The sequence below is a fragment of the Caproiciproducens sp. NJN-50 genome, assembly GCF_004103755.1.
GTDB lineage: Bacteria > Bacillota > Clostridia > Oscillospirales > Acutalibacteraceae > Caproicibacter.
In genome coordinates this window covers 834816-852658 of the sequence record NZ_CP035283.1, presented here as the reverse complement: position 1 = coordinate 852658, position 17843 = coordinate 834816, and the positions used below count along the sequence as shown (strand labels likewise).

Sequence of the window (17843 nt, the reverse complement as noted above, 5' to 3'; positions counted from 1 at the left end):
TTGTAATAGTTTTTAACTATGCTTACTATGCAAAAGGATATTCTCCCCACGCCAACCGCTTCGGCACATCAGTTTTTGAGAATCCGCTTCAGAAATTCATCAGACTGGCCTGGCTTTTTCAGAACCACCGTCTTTTCCCGATAGCGCGAAGCGATCTCCCGGTAATGGCCGCGCCTTTGCCCGGTCCTTCCCTCCCGCAGGATCCACCATAGGAATTCCAAGTCGAATTTCTCGGCGCAGCCGGCCGCCATGCTTTCCCGGCATTTTCCCCGAAACCTCAGATATCTTTTAACCGCTCTGTAAAGGCAGACCCTTCGGGGAAAGCAGAGAAGGATGATCCGGTCCGCCTGTTCCAGGCGTTCTTTTTGAAGAAAGCATTCGTAATTTCCGTCGATCACCCAGGAATCGTTCTTTTTCAAAAAATCGGATACGATAGAGCGCCCCTCCTCCCGGCCGCGCTCCGCCCAGCCGGGCAGAAACTGGACGGTGTCGAGGAACAGGACAGGGATCCGGTAATATCCCGCCAGTTTCCCGGCCAAAGTTGATTTTCCGCTCCCGCTGTATCCCAAAACGGCAATTTTCATATCCACCTCGAAAAAGGCAGGGGGAACCGCCCGACGCGGACCCCTTCAGACAGATTCCGGCGCGGGTGATCCCCGCGCCGGTCCAGCCCGCTGTCATCAGATTTCATAGTCCGCGCTCGTTCTTCCGCAGATCACCGCATGAACCAACGATTTGACGGCAAGGTGAGCGGGGTGAGTCTGATAGGCCTGCGCCGCCTCCCTTGTGGAAAACGCGCAGTTCAGGACGAGATCATAGTCGCCGCCGGCGTAATTCCGGCCGAGCTCAACGCTTTCCAGCCCATCCACCACGCCGAGCAGCGCCTGAAATCTTTGTCTGAGCTCCGCCGCGATGCGGTCCGCACGGGCTTTTTCCTCCGGTTTCAGGGTCCATAGGACAAGATGCCTGATCATTGCTCTGTCTCCTTTAAAGGTCAAATAGGTTCAGGCCGGTCACTTCATCGCGGCGGCGGCCCACGCTGCCATCCAGAATGTGAATGAAGATTTCACCGGTTCCGCTGATGACGGCTTCATTCAGATGCCCGCCGATCACCTGACCGTCGGCTTTTGCAAGGTTCGCATGCAGATGAAGATAAACCTTGCCGTTCATTTCGGTTACGTTTCCCATCAGTGAGGTCAGTTCCATTTCCCCATCGAAGGTGTTGGAATAATATTTCTGTTCCGCAACACGGTAAAGCCCGACCACGGCGTGATCGACGGCGCCCAGGCCCGTAACGAAGCCAAGTTTCACGTTTTCCTGCTCACAGGCGCTTTGAATCGCCTTCAGGAGTTCTTCTCCCCGGTCGGCGCGAAGAACCAGTGTATTCCCGATTTTTTTACATTTCATTCGAATCAACCTCTTTGCAGTTTTATTTTCGATGGAGGCCGTCAAGGCCGATATCTTCTTTCAGCAGCCCGCCGAATGTGACCGCTCCGCTGCCGAACCGGCCGCGGATGGAATCCATCGCGGTCTCCAGCCGCTCTTCCCTCTCCTCGTCCGCCCCGCTCTCCCCGCCGAAAAAGCAGAGCTGGCCTCCCGGCGCGTCGTTGGGCACCAGGCCGGAGCCGGAAAGCGAAAGCATCCGGATCGGCACTCCGGGGTTCCAGCAGGCTTTGATCAGCTCTTCCCCCGCCGCGGCCAGTAATCTCGATCGATGGGTGGGAGCGGCAAGCGTCTTCTGACGGGTGATGTAGCGGAACGAAGGGTCCTTGATTCCGACCTGCACCACCCAGCATTTCAGCTTCTGCCCGCGCATGCGGGAGGATACGCTGTCCGCAAGGGCCTGCACGGCCTTGTGGACGTCCTCCGGGCCGCTCAGGTCTCGGCGGAACGTCACGCTGTTGCCGACGCTTTTGACCCCCCGCATGGTCCGGCCGTCTGAGACCGGGGAATCGTCCCGGCCGTTCGCGTATTCATATAGCTGCAAACCCATTTTCCCCAGCCTGGAGGACAGAAATTCCGGGCCGCTGCCCGCCATGTCGCCGATGGTGTGGATCCCAAGCCCCGCCAGGGTCTGCGCCGCTTTCTTCCCGCAGAACATCAGAGTATCGGTCGGCAGCGGCCAGACGATGTCCCGGTAATTTTCACGGCTGATGACCGTCGTCGCATCCGGTTTCTTATAATCGCTCCCAAGCTTTGCGAAGATCTTGTTGAACGAAACCCCCACGGAAATCGTGATGCCGATTTCACTGCGGACCGTTTCGCGCAGGGTGTTCGCGATCTCTTCGCCGCTGCCGAACAGCGCCCGGCTGCCCGTAACGTCCAGCCAGCTTTCATCGATGCTGAACGGCTCCACCAGATCGGTAAACCGGCGGTAAATCTCGTTGATCCGTCGGGAAACAAGCTGATACTCCCGAAACCGCGGCGCGGCCAGAATCAGCTGCGGGCATTTCCGCTTCGCCTGCCAGATGGTTTCGGCGGTATGGATTCCATAGGCCTTGGCCGGCTCGTTTTTCGCCAGGATGATTCCGTGCCGGCTGTCGGGGTCGCCGCAGACTGCCATTGGGACCTCCCGCAGCTCGGGGCGAAGCATACATTCCACGGATGCGAAAAATCCGTTGCAGTCACAGTGCAGAATCGTCCGTTCCATACAGTTTCCCCTGGATGATTATCCTCGATTCGTTCTTTGCCTGAAAGCGGGGCGAACAAAAAAGAAGTCCCGGCAATTGCCCCGCCCTACAGCCATTTTTGTTCCAGTTCCGACATCATCGTTTCGTAGATCCGTTCACATTTTTCCGGTCTGCGGCATTTCAGCGCCGCAAGGCAGGGAGAGAGGTAGTCCCGATAAACCCGGTTCCATTCCGCTTCCGCCTTACCGGAAGATTCCACGGAGCTCACGATCAGCGGGGCAAACAGATAGTACTCGCCGATCTTTTTCCGCCCCAGGGGGGTCCTGGACAGGTATCCGTCCCGGAACGCCCGGAGCGCCTGCAGTTCCCCACAGTCGTCGCCTTTTCCGAGCTCGGCGCAAACAGCCGTCGTGATAAAGCAGAGCTTTTTCCGGAATCCTTTCTGAATTTCGGAGTAGGTTGCCCTGCCAAGCGGCTCCTTGTGAACGGCGTTCCACTTTTGCAGAAAAAGATCCGCCAAGCGGTCCGCGGCCGCCGTGTTCAGGTCAAGGATTGCGGGAATCGCCAGAGTCGTGATGGAAATCCGCAGGTCGAACTCCCGCACCGATTTTTTCCGGGCGGACTTTTCCTCCCCTGCAAAGCCGTCAAACAGGGCGCCGGAAAAAAGCTCCGCGGCCTTGTCCCCGTAAGCGGCTTCTTCCCGCAGATAAGCCTGAAGGGCCGGAAGAACCGCCCGGCGGTAAGACTCAAAACTTTCGGCGTAATGGCTCGCGTTCAGCCGGTCAAATTGGATCACGGCGGAGAACGCCTCCGGCGGAAGCAGGTGCGCCGCCCCGCCCAAAGGCACGGAGGAAACCGCGGGCACACCCGGCTCCTGCGGCTGCGCGCAGTACGGGCAGAAGACCTTTTCTCCCGCATCCTCGGAAATCTGGAACTCTTTGCCGCAATGCGGGCAGCGCAGGGCACGTCCGCTCATTTTAAAAATCCCCCCGTCCTTCAAGGCTCACGAGTCTTCGCAATGGCTTCCGACATACTCCTTCATCCGCTGAAAACTTTTTTCACTGATAATATGTTCCATCCTGCAGGAGTCTCCCACCGCCGTTTCGTGGTCGACACCCAGCGTCTGCTCCAGAAACTCCGCGATCAGGGTGTGGCGTTCATAAACGGCGTCGGCCCGCTGCAGGCCCGAATCGGTCAGAACAAGGTTTCCGTTCTGTTCCATGACAAGAAGGCCGGCTTCCTTCAGGATGCTCATGGCGCGGCTGACGCTCGCCTTGGAAAATCCCAGCTCGTTCGCGACGTCGATTGAGCGGACATATCCGTTCCGGTGTTTCAAAATCAGAATGGTCTCAAGATAATTTTCTCCGGATTCCTGTATTCTCAATCCAGACCCTCCCGTCCATGGAATTGCAGTTTTCATTATATCATTCAAAACATTAAATAACAAGCGTCAACGCCGCATTCCTTGACATCCGGCTGCACAGAGCCTATACTTTTTTTAATCTTGAGAAACGGGGAGCGATCGGACAAATGCAGAAAGTAACAGAAAGGATTTCAGCGCTGCGGGCGGAAATGGAGCGGAACGGCCTCTCGGCTTATCTCATTCCCTCCTCCGACCCGCATATGGGAGAATACGTTCCGGATTTCTGGCAGGCACGAAGCTATTTCTCCGGATTCACGGGGTCCGCGGGGACGCTGGCGGTCCTGCGGGACCGATGCGGCCTTTGGACGGACGGCCGGTATTTCATCCAGGCGGAGCATCAGCTCGCGGGAAGCGGGATCGAACTGTTCCGCATGGGGGTCCGCGGCGTGCCCGCCTGCTCCGAATTTCTGGCGGAATCCCTCCGGAAAGGCGACACGGCCGGCTTTGACGGCCGCATGCTCTCGGCCGCGGACGTGGAATCCATGAAAGAGAAATTTGAAGAGAAGGGGATCGGCGTCCGCTCCGCCGACCTGATCACTCCGCTGTGGAAAAACCGCCCTCTCCCCCCGGCGACGGCGGTCTATCTCCACGGGGACGAATACGCCGGCCTCTCCTGCGCGCAGAAGCTGGGACAGGTCCGTGCGGGACTGAAAAAGGACGGGGCGGACTGCCAGATCTATTCCCGGCTCGAATGCGTCGCCTGGCTGTGCAACATCCGCGCGTCCGACATCGAATACACCCCAGTGGCGGTTTCCTACGCCGCGGTTTTCATGGACCGCGCCGTCCTGTTTCTCGACGCCCCGCGCCTCCGGCCCGGCGTGCGGGAGTATCTGGAAAAGAACGGCGTGACCCTCCGGGAATATGGGGAAATCGAACCCTTTCTGAAAAATCTGACCGGAGAAAAGACCGTCCTGGTCGACCCGGAAGGCACGAATTATGAACTTTACCGCATTTTAAAAGAAAACCCATCCTGCAAGGTGAAAAAAGGCGCCGATCTTGTCATCGGCCTGAAAGCGGTAAAAAACAGGACGGAAATTGAGAACTTCCGGAAAGCCCACGTCCGCGACGGGTGCGCGATGGCCGAGTTCTGCGCCGACCTGGAAAAGAGGCTGAAACAGGGAGAGACGGTGACGGAATGCACGGTCTGCGATCTGCTGCGGGAAGCGAGGGCCCGTCAGGAAAGCAACCGGGGGGAGAGCTTCGCGACCATCGCGGCCTACCGTGAAAACGCGGCGATGATGCACTACTCCCCGAAACCGGACACCTGCAAAACGCTGGAACAAAGCGGCCTGCTTCTGATCGACAGCGGCGGACAGTACCCGGAAGGAACCACCGACATCACGCGCACGTTTGCGCTGGGGCCGGTCACACAGGAAGAAAAAAAGCACTACACCTGGGTTTTGAAGGCCCATATCGCGCTGGCCACGGCCGTCTTTCTTGAGGGAACGACCGGAGGAAACCTCGACATGGTCTGCCGGGGGCAGATTCAGAAGCACGGCATCGATTACCGCTGCGGGACCGGCCATGGCGTGGGGATGTTCGGAGGCGTGCATGAGGGCCCGCAGAGCATCCGCACGAAAAACGATGTGATTCTGCGCAGCGGCATGAACGTCACCAACGAACCCGGCATTTACGAAGAGGGAAAGCATGGGATCCGCACCGAAAACCTGATGCTGGTCACCGACGCGATGGAGAACGAATACGGGCGTTTTCTCCGGTTTGAGATTCTGACCTGCTTCCCGATCGACAAGGAGCCCATTCTGCCCGAACTGCTGACAAAGGAAGAAATCGCCTGGCTGAACGAGTATCACAGCCGCGTATACCGGACGCTGTCTCCCCTGCTGTCCGGCGAAACGCTGGAATGGCTGAGAAAAAAGACTCTTCCGCTCATCACAAAGTAATTTCTGCCGCAAAACCCGAAAAACCGCAAAACTGAAAACCCCCTCCGCGTCGTCCAGCGGAAGGGGTTTTCAGCAGTTTGGAGCACCGGCCCCCGGTTCCGTGTCATAAAAACATTTTCCCCGTAATACTGTTGAATAAACCTGATGGGAAACGGGGGCGGGACCGGTTGCAAAAGTACTGGCATCGGCGGGCGATTTCCTTAGCCCTGCTGTCCATTTTTTTCTTTCTCCTGCTTTTCGCCTCTGGATGCCGGCAAAACGCGCTGACGGAAGAGGCGGTAACGGCCGGCGCGCCATGGAAAGGGGATAAAATTCTGCCGGTCGGAAACATTCAGCAGCTGCCGGAGCAGCCGTCCGGCTGTGAAATCACGTCGACGGCGATGGTCCTGAATTATTTCGGCTGCGGAATCAGCAAGACGGAACTGGCGGGCTATTTTCCGGTCGGCGGGATGCCCCGCCGATCGGGCGGAAAAATGGTCGGGCCGGACCCGTGGAAGGTCTTCGCCGGAAGTCCCACCGCCAGCGGCTACGGCTGCTTTGCGCCCGTTGTGACGCTGGCGGTGAACCGATACGCTTCCTCCGCGGGCTGGTGGCTGAAAGCGATCAATCTGAGCGGAACCAAAGCATCCGGCCTGATTCCTTTCATCGACGCGGGAATTCCGGTGATCGTCTGGGCCACCATCTCCATGAAAGAGCCTTATGCGGGCGACGGATGGTTTTTAGAGGACACCGGCGAATATTTTCGGTGGCCCGCGCAGGAACACTGCCTCGTTCTGATCGGATATTCCGGAAGCGACGTGGTGCTGAGCGACCCGCTTGATCCGCAGGGCACGGTCCGCTGCGACTTCAAGCTGTTCGAAAGGCGGTACCGCCAGCTTTCCTGTCAGGCGGTCGCTGTGGAGTGAATGTCAGAGCAGCCGGGTCTCATTGATAATCAATTCAAACTGCAGACCGAGGTACTGCGCCGCCTGGCGGCACAGCACCATACGCGTCATGAAAATTTCAAAATACTCCATCACGGGGCAGATGCTGGTGTCGATGGTGATGTCCAGCGTCGCGGTTTTCCGTTCAAGGTTGATTACCGTCGCGGCGTGCTCCACAGCGTAGTTGACGCGGTCGTGGATGTCCGCGGTGACGGTTTCCCGGTCGCGGACGCGGGTGCGCCGGACATCCCCCTTGTCGGACAGAATCAGAGCGGCCGCGATCGGGCTGACCGCGGCCGCCGTCTCTTCGTCATGATTCCCGATCGCGGCTGAAATCAGGGCGACTTCCTCCGGAGGCATGTTCAGCCGGTTCAGAATATTGAATGCCATCAGCGCGCCGCTGTGCGCATGATTGTAGCGGTTTACCACGTTTCCGATATCGTGCATATATCCGGCGATTCGCGCCAGTTCGCAGGTGCGGTCGTCAAATCCAAGCTGCTGCAGGATGTTCCCTGCATAATTTGCCGAGCGTTTCGCGTGAGGAAAGCCGTGTTCGGTAAATCCGATCTCGCCGAGATTGCGGTTCCCTGTTTCGATATAGGCCTTGATCTCCTCGTTTTTCAGAATGTCCTCAAATGTGATGTGGTTGTAATTCGGCATTTATTTCCTCCGTCAGGCCGTAAAAATGCGGTACATTGCTTCCAGGCAGATCTGTGCGTGAACCATAAACCGTTCGATGTCGATGCTTTCATTGGTATTGTGCAGCCTGCGGTCGGGCTCATCCGGGAAAAACGGTCCGAACGCGACCGCATTTCCCTTCATGGCCCGCGCGTAAGTCCCCCCGCCCGTGGCGTACAGTTCCGCGGGTTTGCCCATTATCTCGGAATAAGAGTCCCGAAGGATTGAAATCAGGCGGCTGTCCCCCGGAAGATAAAGCGGCTTGGAGTCCTCGAGAAGCTCTGCGGAAAAACCGGCTTCTTCCGCGCGGCGCCTGATTTCACCGAAGATTTTATCCCCGTCGGAGGTAACAGGGTAACGGATGTCGATTCCCGCCCTGACGCTCCCGTCTTTCACGCGGAGGATCCCGAGATTCAGCGTGAGCGGACCGGATTCCTCGTCGCTCTGCCGGACACCGATCCCCGATCCGTCGTAGCGGAAGCCGACGCTTTGGTCAAGGAAGGAAAAGAAGCCGCCGAGTTCCTCGCGGGAAAACACTGCGGAAAGCAGGCGGATCAGAGCGGCGGCCGCATTGAATCCTTCCTGCGGCTGCATCGCGTGAGAGGCTTTTCCTTTCGAGGTCACCCGGATTCCTTCCGGAACCGGTTCAAAGGCAAAGCCGCCCTCCGCCGTCCGGGCCGCCTTTCGCAGCGCGTCCGCGGTCTTCGCGGAACAGCTCAGAACGGCTTCCGCATGGTCCGGCACGGCATTATAAACGGCCCCGGCCTGAAATTCCTTAACGACGCTTTCATTTTTTTCACCTGAAAGAAGATCCAGACGGAGGATACCCTTTTCCCGGTTGCAGATTCCGTAGTCTGAGTCCGGGGTGAAACCCATGGACGGCATCTCTTCCTTCCGGAAGTAATAGTCCAGGTCCTCCATGCCGGTCTCCTCCCCCGCGCCGAAAATCACGCGCAGACGCCGGTTTCCCCTGATCCCCGCGTCTTTTATCGCCTTCAGGCAGTAAAGGGCGACCACGGCCGCTCCCTTGTCGTCCGCCGCTCCACGCCCGAAATAAAGATTTCCTTTCCGCGTCAGCGTGAACGGGTCCGTGTCCCAGCCCTCCCCGGCCGGAACGACGTCAACGTGGGCGGCCACGGCCGCCAGATCGTCACCGGAGCCAAACTCCGCATGGCCCGCGTAATTTTCCACATTTCTCACGGCGAACCCCATTTTCTCCGCTTTGTCAAGGATCAGGCACAGCGCCCTGGCCGGTTCCGGCCCAAAAGGCATGCCTTCCCGCGCCGCTCCCCGCACGGAGGGAACCGCGACCAGGTCGGCTAAATCTTTCAGAATTGCTTCCCGGTATTTTAGAATTTCGGTTCCAAATATCATAAAATCAAACCTCCTTGTTTATTCTGTCATTTTTTTCATTATATCACAGGGGGCGCATCAAAAAAACACGTTTTGGTTAAGGATTGAAAACTTATATTCTACTGCGGCAAAGGCGAAATCCGGTGAATGTTCGGCCCTTTTTTCGGGGTGCCTTTCCCCCCGCCGGCAGTGTCGTCCTCCTGTTTTTCCATTTGGGCAAAAAGCAGAGGAACTTCTTCCCGCGGAACGGGGCGGCTGATGAAATATCCCTGCACCAAATGGCCCCCCGCTCCCAAAACACAGCGGATCTGGTCTTCGGTCTCAACCCCCTCCGCAATGACTTCCAGGTTCAGTCTGTAGGCAAGCTTGATGATCATGCGCACAATGTCTTTCTCGACATCTTTCGTCACGATTTCATCAATGAAGCTTTTGTCGATTTTCACCGCGTTGATCGGGAGGTCCTTCAGGTAGGTCAGGGAGGAAAATCCCGTTCCGAAATCATCCAGATAAACTAAAATGCCATGCCGCTTCAACATCTGCAGCTTTTTTGTAACCTTCTCAAAGGATTCGATCAGGCTGGATTCGGTAACCTCGACCGCAACGCTGTTCGGAGCCAGTCCATAATATTGGAATCTGCTGATAATGTAGTCGGCGTAATTTGCCTCCAGCAGTTCCATGGGCGAAGCGTTGAAGGAAACCGTCACCTTGCGGCCTTCCATGCTTTTCGCAAAAGAGAACGCCTCTTCGACGACATGGCGGCCGATCTCTTTGATAAATCCGGATTTCTCCGCCATCGGAATGAACTGGACAGGAGAAATCGTTCCGAATTCCGAGCTTTTCCACCGCGCCAGGGTCTCAAATCCTGTAATGGTTTTGGTGAGGCAGTTAAATTGGGGTTGAAAATAACATGCCAGCTCGTTATTCTCAATGGAAAATTTTAAAGCACGCTCCAGGCGAAGCTGCCGGTCGATCAGGTTCCCGTAGTCTTCATTAAAAAGGATGTAGCTCCCCTTGCGGGTCTGTTTTGCTTTGTTCAAAATAAATTCCCCTCTGCCGAGGATATCTTCAAACTGCTGGGCCATCTGACTTTCTTTCCGTTGGGGAAGCAAAAGCGCTCCGACGCTGCAGGAAAGCTGTATAACCATGCCATTCACCAAATACGGCTCGCGAAAGATCCTGACAATCTTTTTCGCGAAAAACTCAAGGCTGTCTTCCGTATTCAGCCCATGGACCAGAACGACGAATTCGTCGCTGCCCGTACGCCCCACCAGATCCTGACTTCCCACGGTTTTCTTCAGCCGCGCCGCCGACTCACAGAGCAGCTTGTCTCCGGCATCATGTCCGAAAGTGTTGTTCATGGAGCGAAGGTTATCGACGTCTAAAAACAGCACGCCGCCGTTCCGGCTGTCTTTCCGGCATTTCTCAACCCAATCGTCAAACTCCCTGATAATGCCCTTTCGATTCGGCAGATTGGTGAGGGGATCAAAAAAAGTAAAATATTTTTTTTGCTCTTCATTGCGGATGTTCGTTTCGTTATTTAATTTCTTCAATTTGAAAAGATAAAAGAAAGCCAAAAAAAGCGCCGCGGTCAGGAGCAAAAAGAGAACTGCGCTTGGCAAAAGGATGCTGTTTGCCCGCGAAAAAATGCGGCCGTAATCGTCCGCTGTGAGGAAGATCCAGCCATCCGTGCCCTGAATCTCGGAATACGCTGCAAAGATAGATGAATTTTCTATCCGCAGTTCGCTGATTCCGGAGGTGCCATCCTTGAAATCCGCCCTGAGGCTGTTCAGATTCTCTTCCTGTCCGTCAGGCTGCAAAAGGCTAAAAAGGTTATCCTCTCCAGAAAGGTTTCCGGACAGGATTGCTCCGTCTTTTTTCAAAACACAGAAATAATCCGTTTCTCCGGTTAGGATGCCGCCGGTCAGCCGCAGTTGATCAATCCCGTTTAAAAAGGCAATCAGCACGCCCTTTATGGAATCCCCGCGTAAAATCGGTGCGGCCAAAACAATTTTCCCGGCCGGCCCGGATGTCTCCTGGCTGCCTGAGATATTGGGAATTCCCTTCATGGCCTGTATGAAATAAGGTTCGTCCGCGGCGGACAGACGCCTTCCTGTATCCGATATTCCGGAACCTGATGGATCGGAGTATATCACAGAATGAAAATGTTGTTTTTTCGCTTCCTGAGAGAGGACGCTGACGACATCGGCGGAATTTGCCCCGCCGGAAAAAACCTTCTGGTCTGACAGCGCGTTCAGAGAGTCCAGGCCGGCTGAAATTTCAATAGAAATTGCCGATGCTCCTTGCTCTGTCACTTTTTTCAAAGAATCAGTGCTTTCCCTCGACAAGACTCCGTAAAGATGAAACATAAAAAAAATACCAAAGCCTAAAAAAAGCATTACAACGGCTGCTATGGAAAAGAGAGTTTTATTTTTTTGAAAAAACATATCATCACCCTTACCAACCGGTATTTCTTTTTATTATACATGATTTAGAAATATATAATGATCCTATAAAAATATAAATACATTTTTTGTCATAATAATTGGAAAAATAAAACAAAATGTAATTTCGAATAAAATCTGTCCTGCTGCAAACAATTTTTGCGGGAGGCGGAATTATGAAGAAAAAGATATCACTATTTATCACAGGAGGAGTGATTTATCCTTTTCTGGAAATTATTTGCCGCGGCCACAGTGACTTCTCAATGGCGGTCGCAGGAGGCGTCTGTTTATGCATGATCGATAAATTCTGTAACTGCCGCCTTAAATTCCGGCCTTTGGCGGTTAAATGCGCGGCCGGCTCGATGATCATTACAACCGTAGAGTTTATAACCGGCATCTTGGTCAACCTTGTACTGAAGTTGAACGTCTGGGACTATTCTCAGCTTCCGATGAATTTCATGGGACAGATATGCGTGCCGTTTTCACTCTTATGGAGCATCATCACCATACCGGCCATGCAGCTTTGCGGTTTATATGACCAGCTTACTGCAAAAGTTTCAGAAAGAATAAAGAATTAGCGAAACCGCGTCGGGAAATTCCTTTCCAGCGACGCGGTTTCCTGTATTTTTTCAGTTTTTCTTGACATCCCGCACCATGTTATGTTATGATTAGGTTCGCACTTAACGGGCATAAATTCCTATTATGGAGAGGTGTCCGAGTGGTTTATGGAGCTAGTCTTGAAAACTAGTGATCCCGCAAGGGACCAAGAGTTCGAATCTCTTCCTCTCCGCCAATCAATTACAATTAATTTCACCATATGAGGAGAAATACCCAAGTGGTGAAGGGGCTCCCCTGCTAAGGGAGTAGGTCGGGTAACCGGCGCGAGGGTTCAAATCCCTCTTTCTCCGCCATATAAGAACGCTAATATTGATACGAAGAGTGTCAACATTAGCGTTCTTATTTTGCACACACCCGCCGTCAAAAGGTCTTGATTTCAAGGCTTTTTGACGGCTTTTTTGCTTTCTGCCGTTTGTCGAGTGAGAATGAAAATACCCGTTTGCGAAGTGTACTAGCTGATTTTGCCTTGCACTCGACAAACGGATACTGGTGGGGTGTTCACACAACAAACGGAAAGAAATCGAATTTGAACACTGTGTTCACTCGACAAACGGAAGCAATATCGCCAGTTGATCGTTACTGTGAGTAGCGGCTAATTCAATTCGTCTTGGACTTCCTCAGTATCCGCGTATTTCAACACATATCCACCTGCGTTCTTCTGGACACCATTTGAGGCATCTCGAATACTCATCGAGTTTATTCCTGTTTCTTTTACAGCCTCTGTTAACGAATGGAATACCTTTATGACGGTCATATCATCAGATATCTGAATTATTGTACGATCTTTAGGTGTCTTAGGCTTATCTACGGCGGCTTTTTCTGCTTTTATCTGAGATTTCTGATCCTTTGCTAACATTGCATTTTGAGCTTCTTGCCACTTTACAAATAATTAAATTGCCTTTATTCTTCTGGGCTTCAAACACACCGGACTTGTTTCCGAAAGTATTCTTTGTGCGTTCTATAGCTTCATACCGTCCTTGGCAAGCTTGTGTATACATCGCTTTATATGCCGGGAATGGAAGCTGAGAGCAAGCCCATCGCGTTCGGGGATTTCAGCTTCTACTGGCTTATCGAGCGTGGTGGTATTGCATTGAAAGCCCTACATGAGAAATATGCCGTTAATGGTGTAACAGGCTTTATCGGCACGGAGTTTATCGACGGGCGACTCGTCAAGCGCGAAGGGTCAAAGCGCTGATGGTAGCCGGAGAGTAAGAAAAATATAAATAGTATGGTGTAGACGGGGCTTTTCAGCAACTTAATGGGAAGTTCCGTCTATAGCCTCTCCACCTTTCCCATCGTTTCTGACTCATAGTCAGGCATGGGAACTGTCATTTTTTCAGGAATTTGGCGCTGCGGAGTTAACGGGATAGCCTAAAATGATAAAAAGGATTGGCGCCTTTTTCAGTATGATAATGACGATCCAGGGTAAAATAAACCAAAAGTGCAAAGGTTGTGAGTAGATGAATCTTCTTTTCGCTGTTAAAAATATTATCATATATAAAGAACCAAAAAATAACCAAAGGTTTGAATTGCTTGAAGACGAAAAAGAGGATATGGAGATAAGCAAGCCTGCTGAAACACCGGAGGCAACCGATTCTAACTGTAATAGCGATGAGAAAGATAGCGCCGGGTCTCCTCCTAAACAGTTTAAGAAGCTAATTAGAGGACTAATAAAAACTGGAGAACCGAAGGATCGTTCAAAAGTAACAACCGACGTGAAATCGGACCAAAATAAAGATGATGTCAATCATATATGCAAAGAATTAAAGAATAACATGCAAAAGGTTAAGCAGGAATTTCATGTCCCCACCAATCAGGATATTGTCATCAGAGAATTTAAAATCATGCAGAAAATTAATGCTTTTATCGTTTATGTTGATGGTATGGTCGATAAGAACACCATAAACGATTATATTCTGCGTCAATTGATGGCAGAGCAAAAAAACAACAAAAACACGAAAATAAGTGTTGATTATATCACAGATAATCTTCTTGCAATTAATCAGGTTATTAGGCAGACAGATTATGAGGAAATTATCAAGCAGATACTAAACGGCCTTACCGCACTTTTTGTTGAAGGTAATCAAGAATGTGTTCTCATCGAAAGCCGCGGATATGAAAAAAGAAGTGTTTCCACGCCGTTAGATGAATCGGTAATCAAGGGGCCCCAAGAGGCATTTACTGAGAATCTGCGCACCAATTTGACATTAGTGCGTAAAATCATTAAAAATAAAGACCTTGTTACCGAGATGATGCCTATTGGAAAGGCAGAAAATACAACCTGCGCGATTATGCATATTAAGGGTATCACCAATCCCAAAATTGTGCAGGAAGTAAAGAGAAGGATCAGCAGCATTGATATTGATTTTATAGCGGGGGATGGTGGATTAGACCAGTTGATTGAGGATCACCCCTTTTCTCTGTTTCCTCAAATATTAAGCACCGAGCGACCCGATAAAACGGCATCCTTTTTAATAGATGGAAAGGTCGCCATTATCTGTGATGGCTCACCATATGCAAGTATAGCCCCGATAACATTTTTTCGTTTTTTCCACACCTCTGAGGATACAACCCTTCGTTGGCAATTTGGTACATTTTTGAGGCTTATTAGAATGGTTGCCGCCTTTTTGGCAACATTTTTACCCGGGCTTTTTATTGCCCTTACTTTATATCATCAGGAGATGATTCCCACCGAACTTCTATTTTCACTTTCGAAGGCAAGAGAAAATATCCCCATCCCTACAATATTGGAACTTCTGGTCATGGAGTTATTCTTCGAGCTTATGCGGGAAGCAGGTGTACGGTTACCTGGGGCTATTGGCCAAACCTTAGGCATTATCGGCGCTATTATCCTGGGTTCGGCGGCTGTTGCCGCAGGTATTGTGAGCCCTATATTAATTATGGTTGTCTCAATTACCGGATTGTGCAGCTTTGCAATTCCTAATTATAGCATAGCATTTGGGGTCAGGATAATGAGGTTTATATTTATTTTCTTTGGTGCGATTGCAGGCTTTTACGGTATTGCGGCGGGTATTATCATTTTTGGCGGCCTTGCCTGCTCCATGAAATCCTTTGGTGTGCCATACTTCAGTCCTGTTGCACCTAAAACGAAAGCAAATCATGATATTGGTATCATGGCACCTCCTTGGACGCTCAAAGAAAGACCGGACTTTCTTAATACAAACAACAGAAAAAGAACGAGCGGCACAGTGCGGGGTTGGATACAGCAAGCTAACAGAGGTAACGGCAAATGATTAAAGAGGGGAAATTCGGTGCTCAGGAAGCCGTATGCCTTATCACGGTAACAATAACTTCTAAAGTTTTTTTCTCAAGCCCGGCAATAATTGCAGGACTTATAGGCAACGCAGGCTGGTATACTACCTTAATTTCAGCTGCAGTTGCTCTTGCAGGTTTCTGCTTTATTTATTTACTATTGAAGCGTTTCCCGGGCAAAGACATCGTGGAAATATTTGATATAGCCTTAGGACGAGTTGTTGGATTTATCTTTTCGGGTATATTAGGAATATACATGCTTTTTATTTCTGTTACCAGAGTAAATGAATTATCGGAATTTCTTAAGGTTTACGTTATTCCTCTAAGTCCCAACTGGCTCATTATCGGTATTTTTATTGCCTGCATTTTTACTCTTTCTTTGTTGGGCTTAGAGAGTATTGCAAGGCTTTCAAAGCTTTTAATATATGCCTTGTTAGCCGGTTTTTTAGTCGTACTGCTTCTGGGTATACAGAATTATAATATTAATAACTTGTTCCCCATCTTTGGATATGGATTAGATAAAATTGCTTTTCAAGGTATTGTAAGAAGTTCTGTTTACGGTGAAGTGATTATACTCGCGATATTTGCTAAATCCTTTCAGGGTGTTAAGTTTATAAAAAAAGAGGGCATAACCGGTATTTTGCTGTCTGCTGCGATTATTTCTGTATCGGTTCTTTCTTATTCATTGACTTTTCCGTATTACGTAGTCCAAGAAATAACCGCGCCTATGTATGCGATGTCAACACTTATTGATTATGGAAGGTTTGTGCAGAGAGTTGAGCCATTATTTTTGTATGTATGGATTATCGGTAGTTTTATATCGGCAACCTTGGTTTTCTATTCATTCATATGGATATTCTGTAAAACATTTAGAATACAGGACAAAAAGCCAATCATAATCGGCAGTTGTACTATCCTTTATGCAACCGCTTTAATGCACAAGGATATCATATCCATAATTTTGGGGTACGTTGTGCTGATAAGAAATTTTGGTTCATTGCCGCTATTTGTATTGCCCTTGATAGCCTTGATTGCAGCATTGATCAGGAAAAAAGGAGGCAATTTGAATGCGTAAAGTAATCATCATATTGATTTTAGGCACTTTTCTGCTAAGTTTAACAGCTTGCTATGATGCTCACGAAATGGACGATATGCTGTATGTTGTTTCCATAGGAGTAGATAAGGGGATATCCGACAAATGGCGATTAACGATACAGTTTCCCACCATGAAAGAAGGCGGAGGACAGACACAATCCGGCAGTGGCGGCGGCGGGCAGTCACAATCCGGCAGCGGCGGAGATGAGCAGAGCGGACACAGTTATGCTTCTATTGACGCGCCTTCGTTTTTTACAGGCATCGACATGTTAAATGCCTCCTTGCCAAGAAAGCTTAATTTCTCACATGCGCAGATCATTGTGTTTTCTGAAGAGTTGGCTAAAGAAGGGCTGATCGGGGAATATATAGCGCCCTTAAGCAGATTCCGTGAGATACGCAGAAGCGCCCGTGTATTTGTTGTGAAGGGGAACGCAATAGATTTTATAAAGGAGAATAAGCCTGTGATTGGGACGACTATATCAAAAAGTTTTCAAGTGCTTGCACATACAAGTGAAAATATCGGTTATTTCCCAAACATTACACTTGAGAACTTCTATGAAGCTCTCAAGTCCCCCTGCGGTCAGGCCATTGCAGCTATGGCCTCGGTAAATGATTCAAAAAGTTTTGCTGAGAACGGTGAACCTTGGGGGACAAAATTTAAAACAGGAGGAGACTATTTTGCAGGCCAGCTTCCGCGAACCGGCCAAAATAAAATTGAGGTATGGGGTACTGCATTATTTAACGGCGATAAGATGGTGGGTGAACTGAACGGGGATGAGACCCGGTTTTTGCTCATGATACGAGGCGAGTTCAAGCAAGGCTCCTTTACAATGCAAGACCCCCAAAAACCCGAACTGATTATACCTTTGGATGTTAGAGTCTCTAAAAAGCCCCAAATTGATATAGATATTAAAGATAAAAAGCCTGTTATTCGGCTCAAGGTTCAACTGGATGCGGATTTACTTGCCGTACAGAGCATGATAAATTACGAACAACCAGAACTTCAGTCACTATTGGAAGAGACCTTTAAGAAAAGCGTAGAAGAAGGAATCACAATGCTTATAAAAAAATGCCAGGGTTTAAATACTGATGTTTTTCATTTTGGTGACTATGCCGCGAAAAACTTTTTAACCATTGATGCATTTGAAAGCTATGATTGGAACAGACATTTTAAAGAAGCTGAAGTGATTGTCGATGTCAACTTTGCTATCCGTAGGACTGGAACGCAAATAAAAAGCTACCCTATAAAAGATCCGATAGGAGTGAATTAGATGAAGTATATTATAGTTGTGCTTCTGTTTGCCGAATTGATTTATCTGTTAAGTTTCGCTAAATATAACTGGGTAAAAAAGAATCGGCTTGCGGCAATAGGTTCGGCAATTATTGGCCTTGCGGCTTTTGCGCTTCCACTTTTTTTGATTTTCTTTGGGCAATATGAGTTATAGCTTAGTTATGCAAATCTTTGATTTGACGGTGTTGTATATGGTCTTGTGATAAGACACTCGGAA

17 protein-coding genes, 2 tRNA genes and 1 pseudogene are annotated in these 17843 nt (G+C 50.5%); 10 read left to right on the top strand and 10 right to left on the bottom strand.

Annotated features, from left to right (window positions below; translation table 11 throughout):
* Positions 1-68: 68 nt before the first annotated feature.
* From EQM14_RS04125 to EQM14_RS04100, 6 genes are all read right to left on the bottom strand, one after another.
* On the bottom strand, positions 69-584 hold the full coding sequence (locus EQM14_RS04125; protein WP_128741761.1) for a DNA topology modulation protein FlaR: 516 nt from the start codon (positions 582-584) through the stop codon (positions 69-71).
* A 96-nt stretch (positions 585-680) separates the two neighbouring features.
* On the bottom strand, positions 681-974 hold the full coding sequence (locus EQM14_RS04120; protein WP_128741760.1) for a Dabb family protein: 294 nt from the start codon (positions 972-974) through the stop codon (positions 681-683).
* Between the two features lie 13 nt (positions 975-987).
* On the bottom strand, positions 988-1407 hold the full coding sequence (locus tag EQM14_RS04115; protein ID WP_128741759.1) for a PPC domain-containing DNA-binding protein: 420 nt from the start codon (positions 1405-1407) through the stop codon (positions 988-990).
* Between the two features lie 22 nt (positions 1408-1429).
* Positions 1430-2650, bottom strand: coding sequence for a DNA polymerase IV (gene dinB, locus EQM14_RS04110; RefSeq protein ID WP_128741758.1), 1221 nt, complete (start codon positions 2648-2650; stop codon positions 1430-1432).
* Between the two features lie 86 nt (positions 2651-2736).
* Positions 2737-3606, bottom strand: coding sequence for a CFI-box-CTERM domain-containing protein (locus EQM14_RS04105; RefSeq protein WP_128741757.1), 870 nt, complete (start codon positions 3604-3606; stop codon positions 2737-2739).
* A 27-nt stretch (positions 3607-3633) separates the two neighbouring features.
* Complete coding sequence (locus EQM14_RS04100) at positions 3634-4014, bottom strand: metal-dependent transcriptional regulator (RefSeq protein ID WP_128741756.1); 381 nt, start codon at positions 4012-4014, stop codon at positions 3634-3636.
* A gap of 146 nt (positions 4015-4160) precedes the next feature.
* On the opposite strand from EQM14_RS04100, the gene EQM14_RS04095 reads away from it, so the two are divergent.
* On the top strand, positions 4161-5954 hold the full coding sequence (locus EQM14_RS04095) for an aminopeptidase P family protein (RefSeq protein ID WP_128741755.1): 1794 nt from the start codon (positions 4161-4163) through the stop codon (positions 5952-5954).
* Between the two features lie 167 nt (positions 5955-6121).
* Entirely contained in the window at positions 6122-6859 is a 738-nt protein-coding gene (locus EQM14_RS04090; protein WP_164918961.1) for a C39 family peptidase, read from the top strand.
* Between the two features lie 3 nt (positions 6860-6862).
* Here the strand turns inward: EQM14_RS04090 and EQM14_RS04085 are convergent, their stop codons facing one another.
* The 3 genes from EQM14_RS04085 to EQM14_RS04075 all read right to left on the bottom strand — a co-directional run bounded on the left by EQM14_RS04085 (position 6863) and on the right by EQM14_RS04075 (position 11220).
* The gene (locus tag EQM14_RS04085) at positions 6863-7537 is read right to left on the bottom strand and encodes an HD domain-containing protein (RefSeq protein ID WP_128741753.1); all 675 of its coding nucleotides are present in this window, start codon (positions 7535-7537) and stop codon (positions 6863-6865) included.
* 12 nt (positions 7538-7549) lie between these two features.
* Entirely contained in the window at positions 7550-8929 is a 1380-nt protein-coding gene (locus tag EQM14_RS04080; RefSeq protein WP_128741752.1) for a Sapep family Mn(2+)-dependent dipeptidase, read from the bottom strand.
* Positions 8930-9027: 98 nt separating this feature from the next.
* Positions 9028-11220: a putative bifunctional diguanylate cyclase/phosphodiesterase gene (locus EQM14_RS04075; protein WP_243112746.1), complete on the bottom strand. Its 2193-nt coding sequence runs from the start codon at positions 11218-11220 to the stop codon at positions 9028-9030.
* A 305-nt stretch (positions 11221-11525) separates the two neighbouring features.
* Here EQM14_RS04075 and EQM14_RS04070 point away from each other — a divergent pair, with 305 nt between their 5' ends.
* The 3 genes from EQM14_RS04070 (at position 11526) to EQM14_RS04060 (ending at position 12260) form a co-directional block, all read left to right on the top strand.
* A complete protein-coding gene (locus EQM14_RS04070; RefSeq protein ID WP_128741750.1) occupies positions 11526-11927 on the top strand; it encodes a putative ABC transporter permease in 402 nt (133 codons plus the stop codon).
* A 126-nt stretch (positions 11928-12053) separates the two neighbouring features.
* A tRNA-Ser gene (locus EQM14_RS04065) sits at positions 12054-12142 on the top strand.
* 28 nt (positions 12143-12170) lie between these two features.
* Positions 12171-12260 (top strand) — tRNA-Ser (locus EQM14_RS04060).
* Between the two features lie 299 nt (positions 12261-12559).
* Here the strand turns inward: EQM14_RS04060 and EQM14_RS04055 are convergent.
* On the bottom strand, positions 12560-12823 hold the full coding sequence (locus tag EQM14_RS04055) for a hypothetical protein (protein ID WP_128741749.1): 264 nt from the start codon (positions 12821-12823) through the stop codon (positions 12560-12562).
* A 126-nt stretch (positions 12824-12949) separates the two neighbouring features.
* Between EQM14_RS04055 and EQM14_RS04050 the strand changes: the two are divergent.
* The 5 genes and pseudogenes from EQM14_RS04050 to EQM14_RS16275 form a co-directional block, all read left to right on the top strand.
* Positions 12950-13162, top strand: a pseudogene (locus EQM14_RS04050) (phage major capsid protein); the annotation flags it as partial.
* A gap of 265 nt (positions 13163-13427) precedes the next feature.
* Complete coding sequence (locus tag EQM14_RS04045) at positions 13428-15221, top strand: spore germination protein (RefSeq protein ID WP_128741747.1); 1794 nt, start codon at positions 13428-13430, stop codon at positions 15219-15221.
* Positions 15218-16315: a GerAB/ArcD/ProY family transporter gene (locus EQM14_RS04040; RefSeq protein ID WP_128741746.1), complete on the top strand. Its 1098-nt coding sequence runs from the start codon at positions 15218-15220 to the stop codon at positions 16313-16315. Before EQM14_RS04045 ends, EQM14_RS04040 begins: the two co-directional genes overlap by 4 nt.
* Entirely contained in the window at positions 16308-17606 is a 1299-nt protein-coding gene (locus EQM14_RS04035) for a Ger(x)C family spore germination protein (RefSeq protein ID WP_128741745.1), read from the top strand. Before EQM14_RS04040 ends, EQM14_RS04035 begins: the two co-directional genes overlap by 8 nt.
* Positions 17607-17780: a hypothetical protein gene (locus EQM14_RS16275; RefSeq protein WP_164918959.1), complete on the top strand. Its 174-nt coding sequence runs from the start codon at positions 17607-17609 to the stop codon at positions 17778-17780.
* Positions 17781-17843 lie beyond the last annotated feature (63 nt).

Coding starts and splice junctions, on each gene's coding strand:
- EQM14_RS04045 (WP_128741747.1), top strand. CDS start 13,428: ATGAATCTTCTTTTCGCTGTTAAAAATATTATCATATATAAAGAACCA.
- EQM14_RS04095 (WP_128741755.1), top strand. CDS start 4,161: ATGCAGAAAGTAACAGAAAGGATTTCAGCGCTGCGGGCGGAAATGGAG.
- EQM14_RS04115 (WP_128741759.1), bottom strand. CDS start 1,407: ATGAAATGTAAAAAAATCGGGAATACACTGGTTCTTCGCGCCGACCGG.
- EQM14_RS04080 (WP_128741752.1), bottom strand. CDS start 8,929: ATGATATTTGGAACCGAAATTCTAAAATACCGGGAAGCAATTCTGAAA.
- EQM14_RS04120 (WP_128741760.1), bottom strand. CDS start 974: ATGATCAGGCATCTTGTCCTATGGACCCTGAAACCGGAGGAAAAAGCC.
- EQM14_RS16275 (WP_164918959.1), top strand. CDS start 17,607: ATGAAGTATATTATAGTTGTGCTTCTGTTTGCCGAATTGATTTATCTG.
- EQM14_RS04105 (WP_128741757.1), bottom strand. CDS start 3,606: ATGAGCGGACGTGCCCTGCGCTGCCCGCATTGCGGCAAAGAGTTCCAG.
- dinB (WP_128741758.1), bottom strand. CDS start 2,650: ATGGAACGGACGATTCTGCACTGTGACTGCAACGGATTTTTCGCATCC.
- EQM14_RS04055 (WP_128741749.1), bottom strand. CDS start 12,823: ATGTTAGCAAAGGATCAGAAATCTCAGATAAAAGCAGAAAAAGCCGCC.
- EQM14_RS04125 (WP_128741761.1), bottom strand. CDS start 584: ATGAAAATTGCCGTTTTGGGATACAGCGGGAGCGGAAAATCAACTTTG.
- EQM14_RS04070 (WP_128741750.1), top strand. CDS start 11,526: ATGAAGAAAAAGATATCACTATTTATCACAGGAGGAGTGATTTATCCT.
- EQM14_RS04040 (WP_128741746.1), top strand. CDS start 15,218: ATGATTAAAGAGGGGAAATTCGGTGCTCAGGAAGCCGTATGCCTTATC.
- EQM14_RS04035 (WP_128741745.1), top strand. CDS start 16,308: ATGCGTAAAGTAATCATCATATTGATTTTAGGCACTTTTCTGCTAAGT.
- EQM14_RS04085 (WP_128741753.1), bottom strand. CDS start 7,537: ATGCCGAATTACAACCACATCACATTTGAGGACATTCTGAAAAACGAG.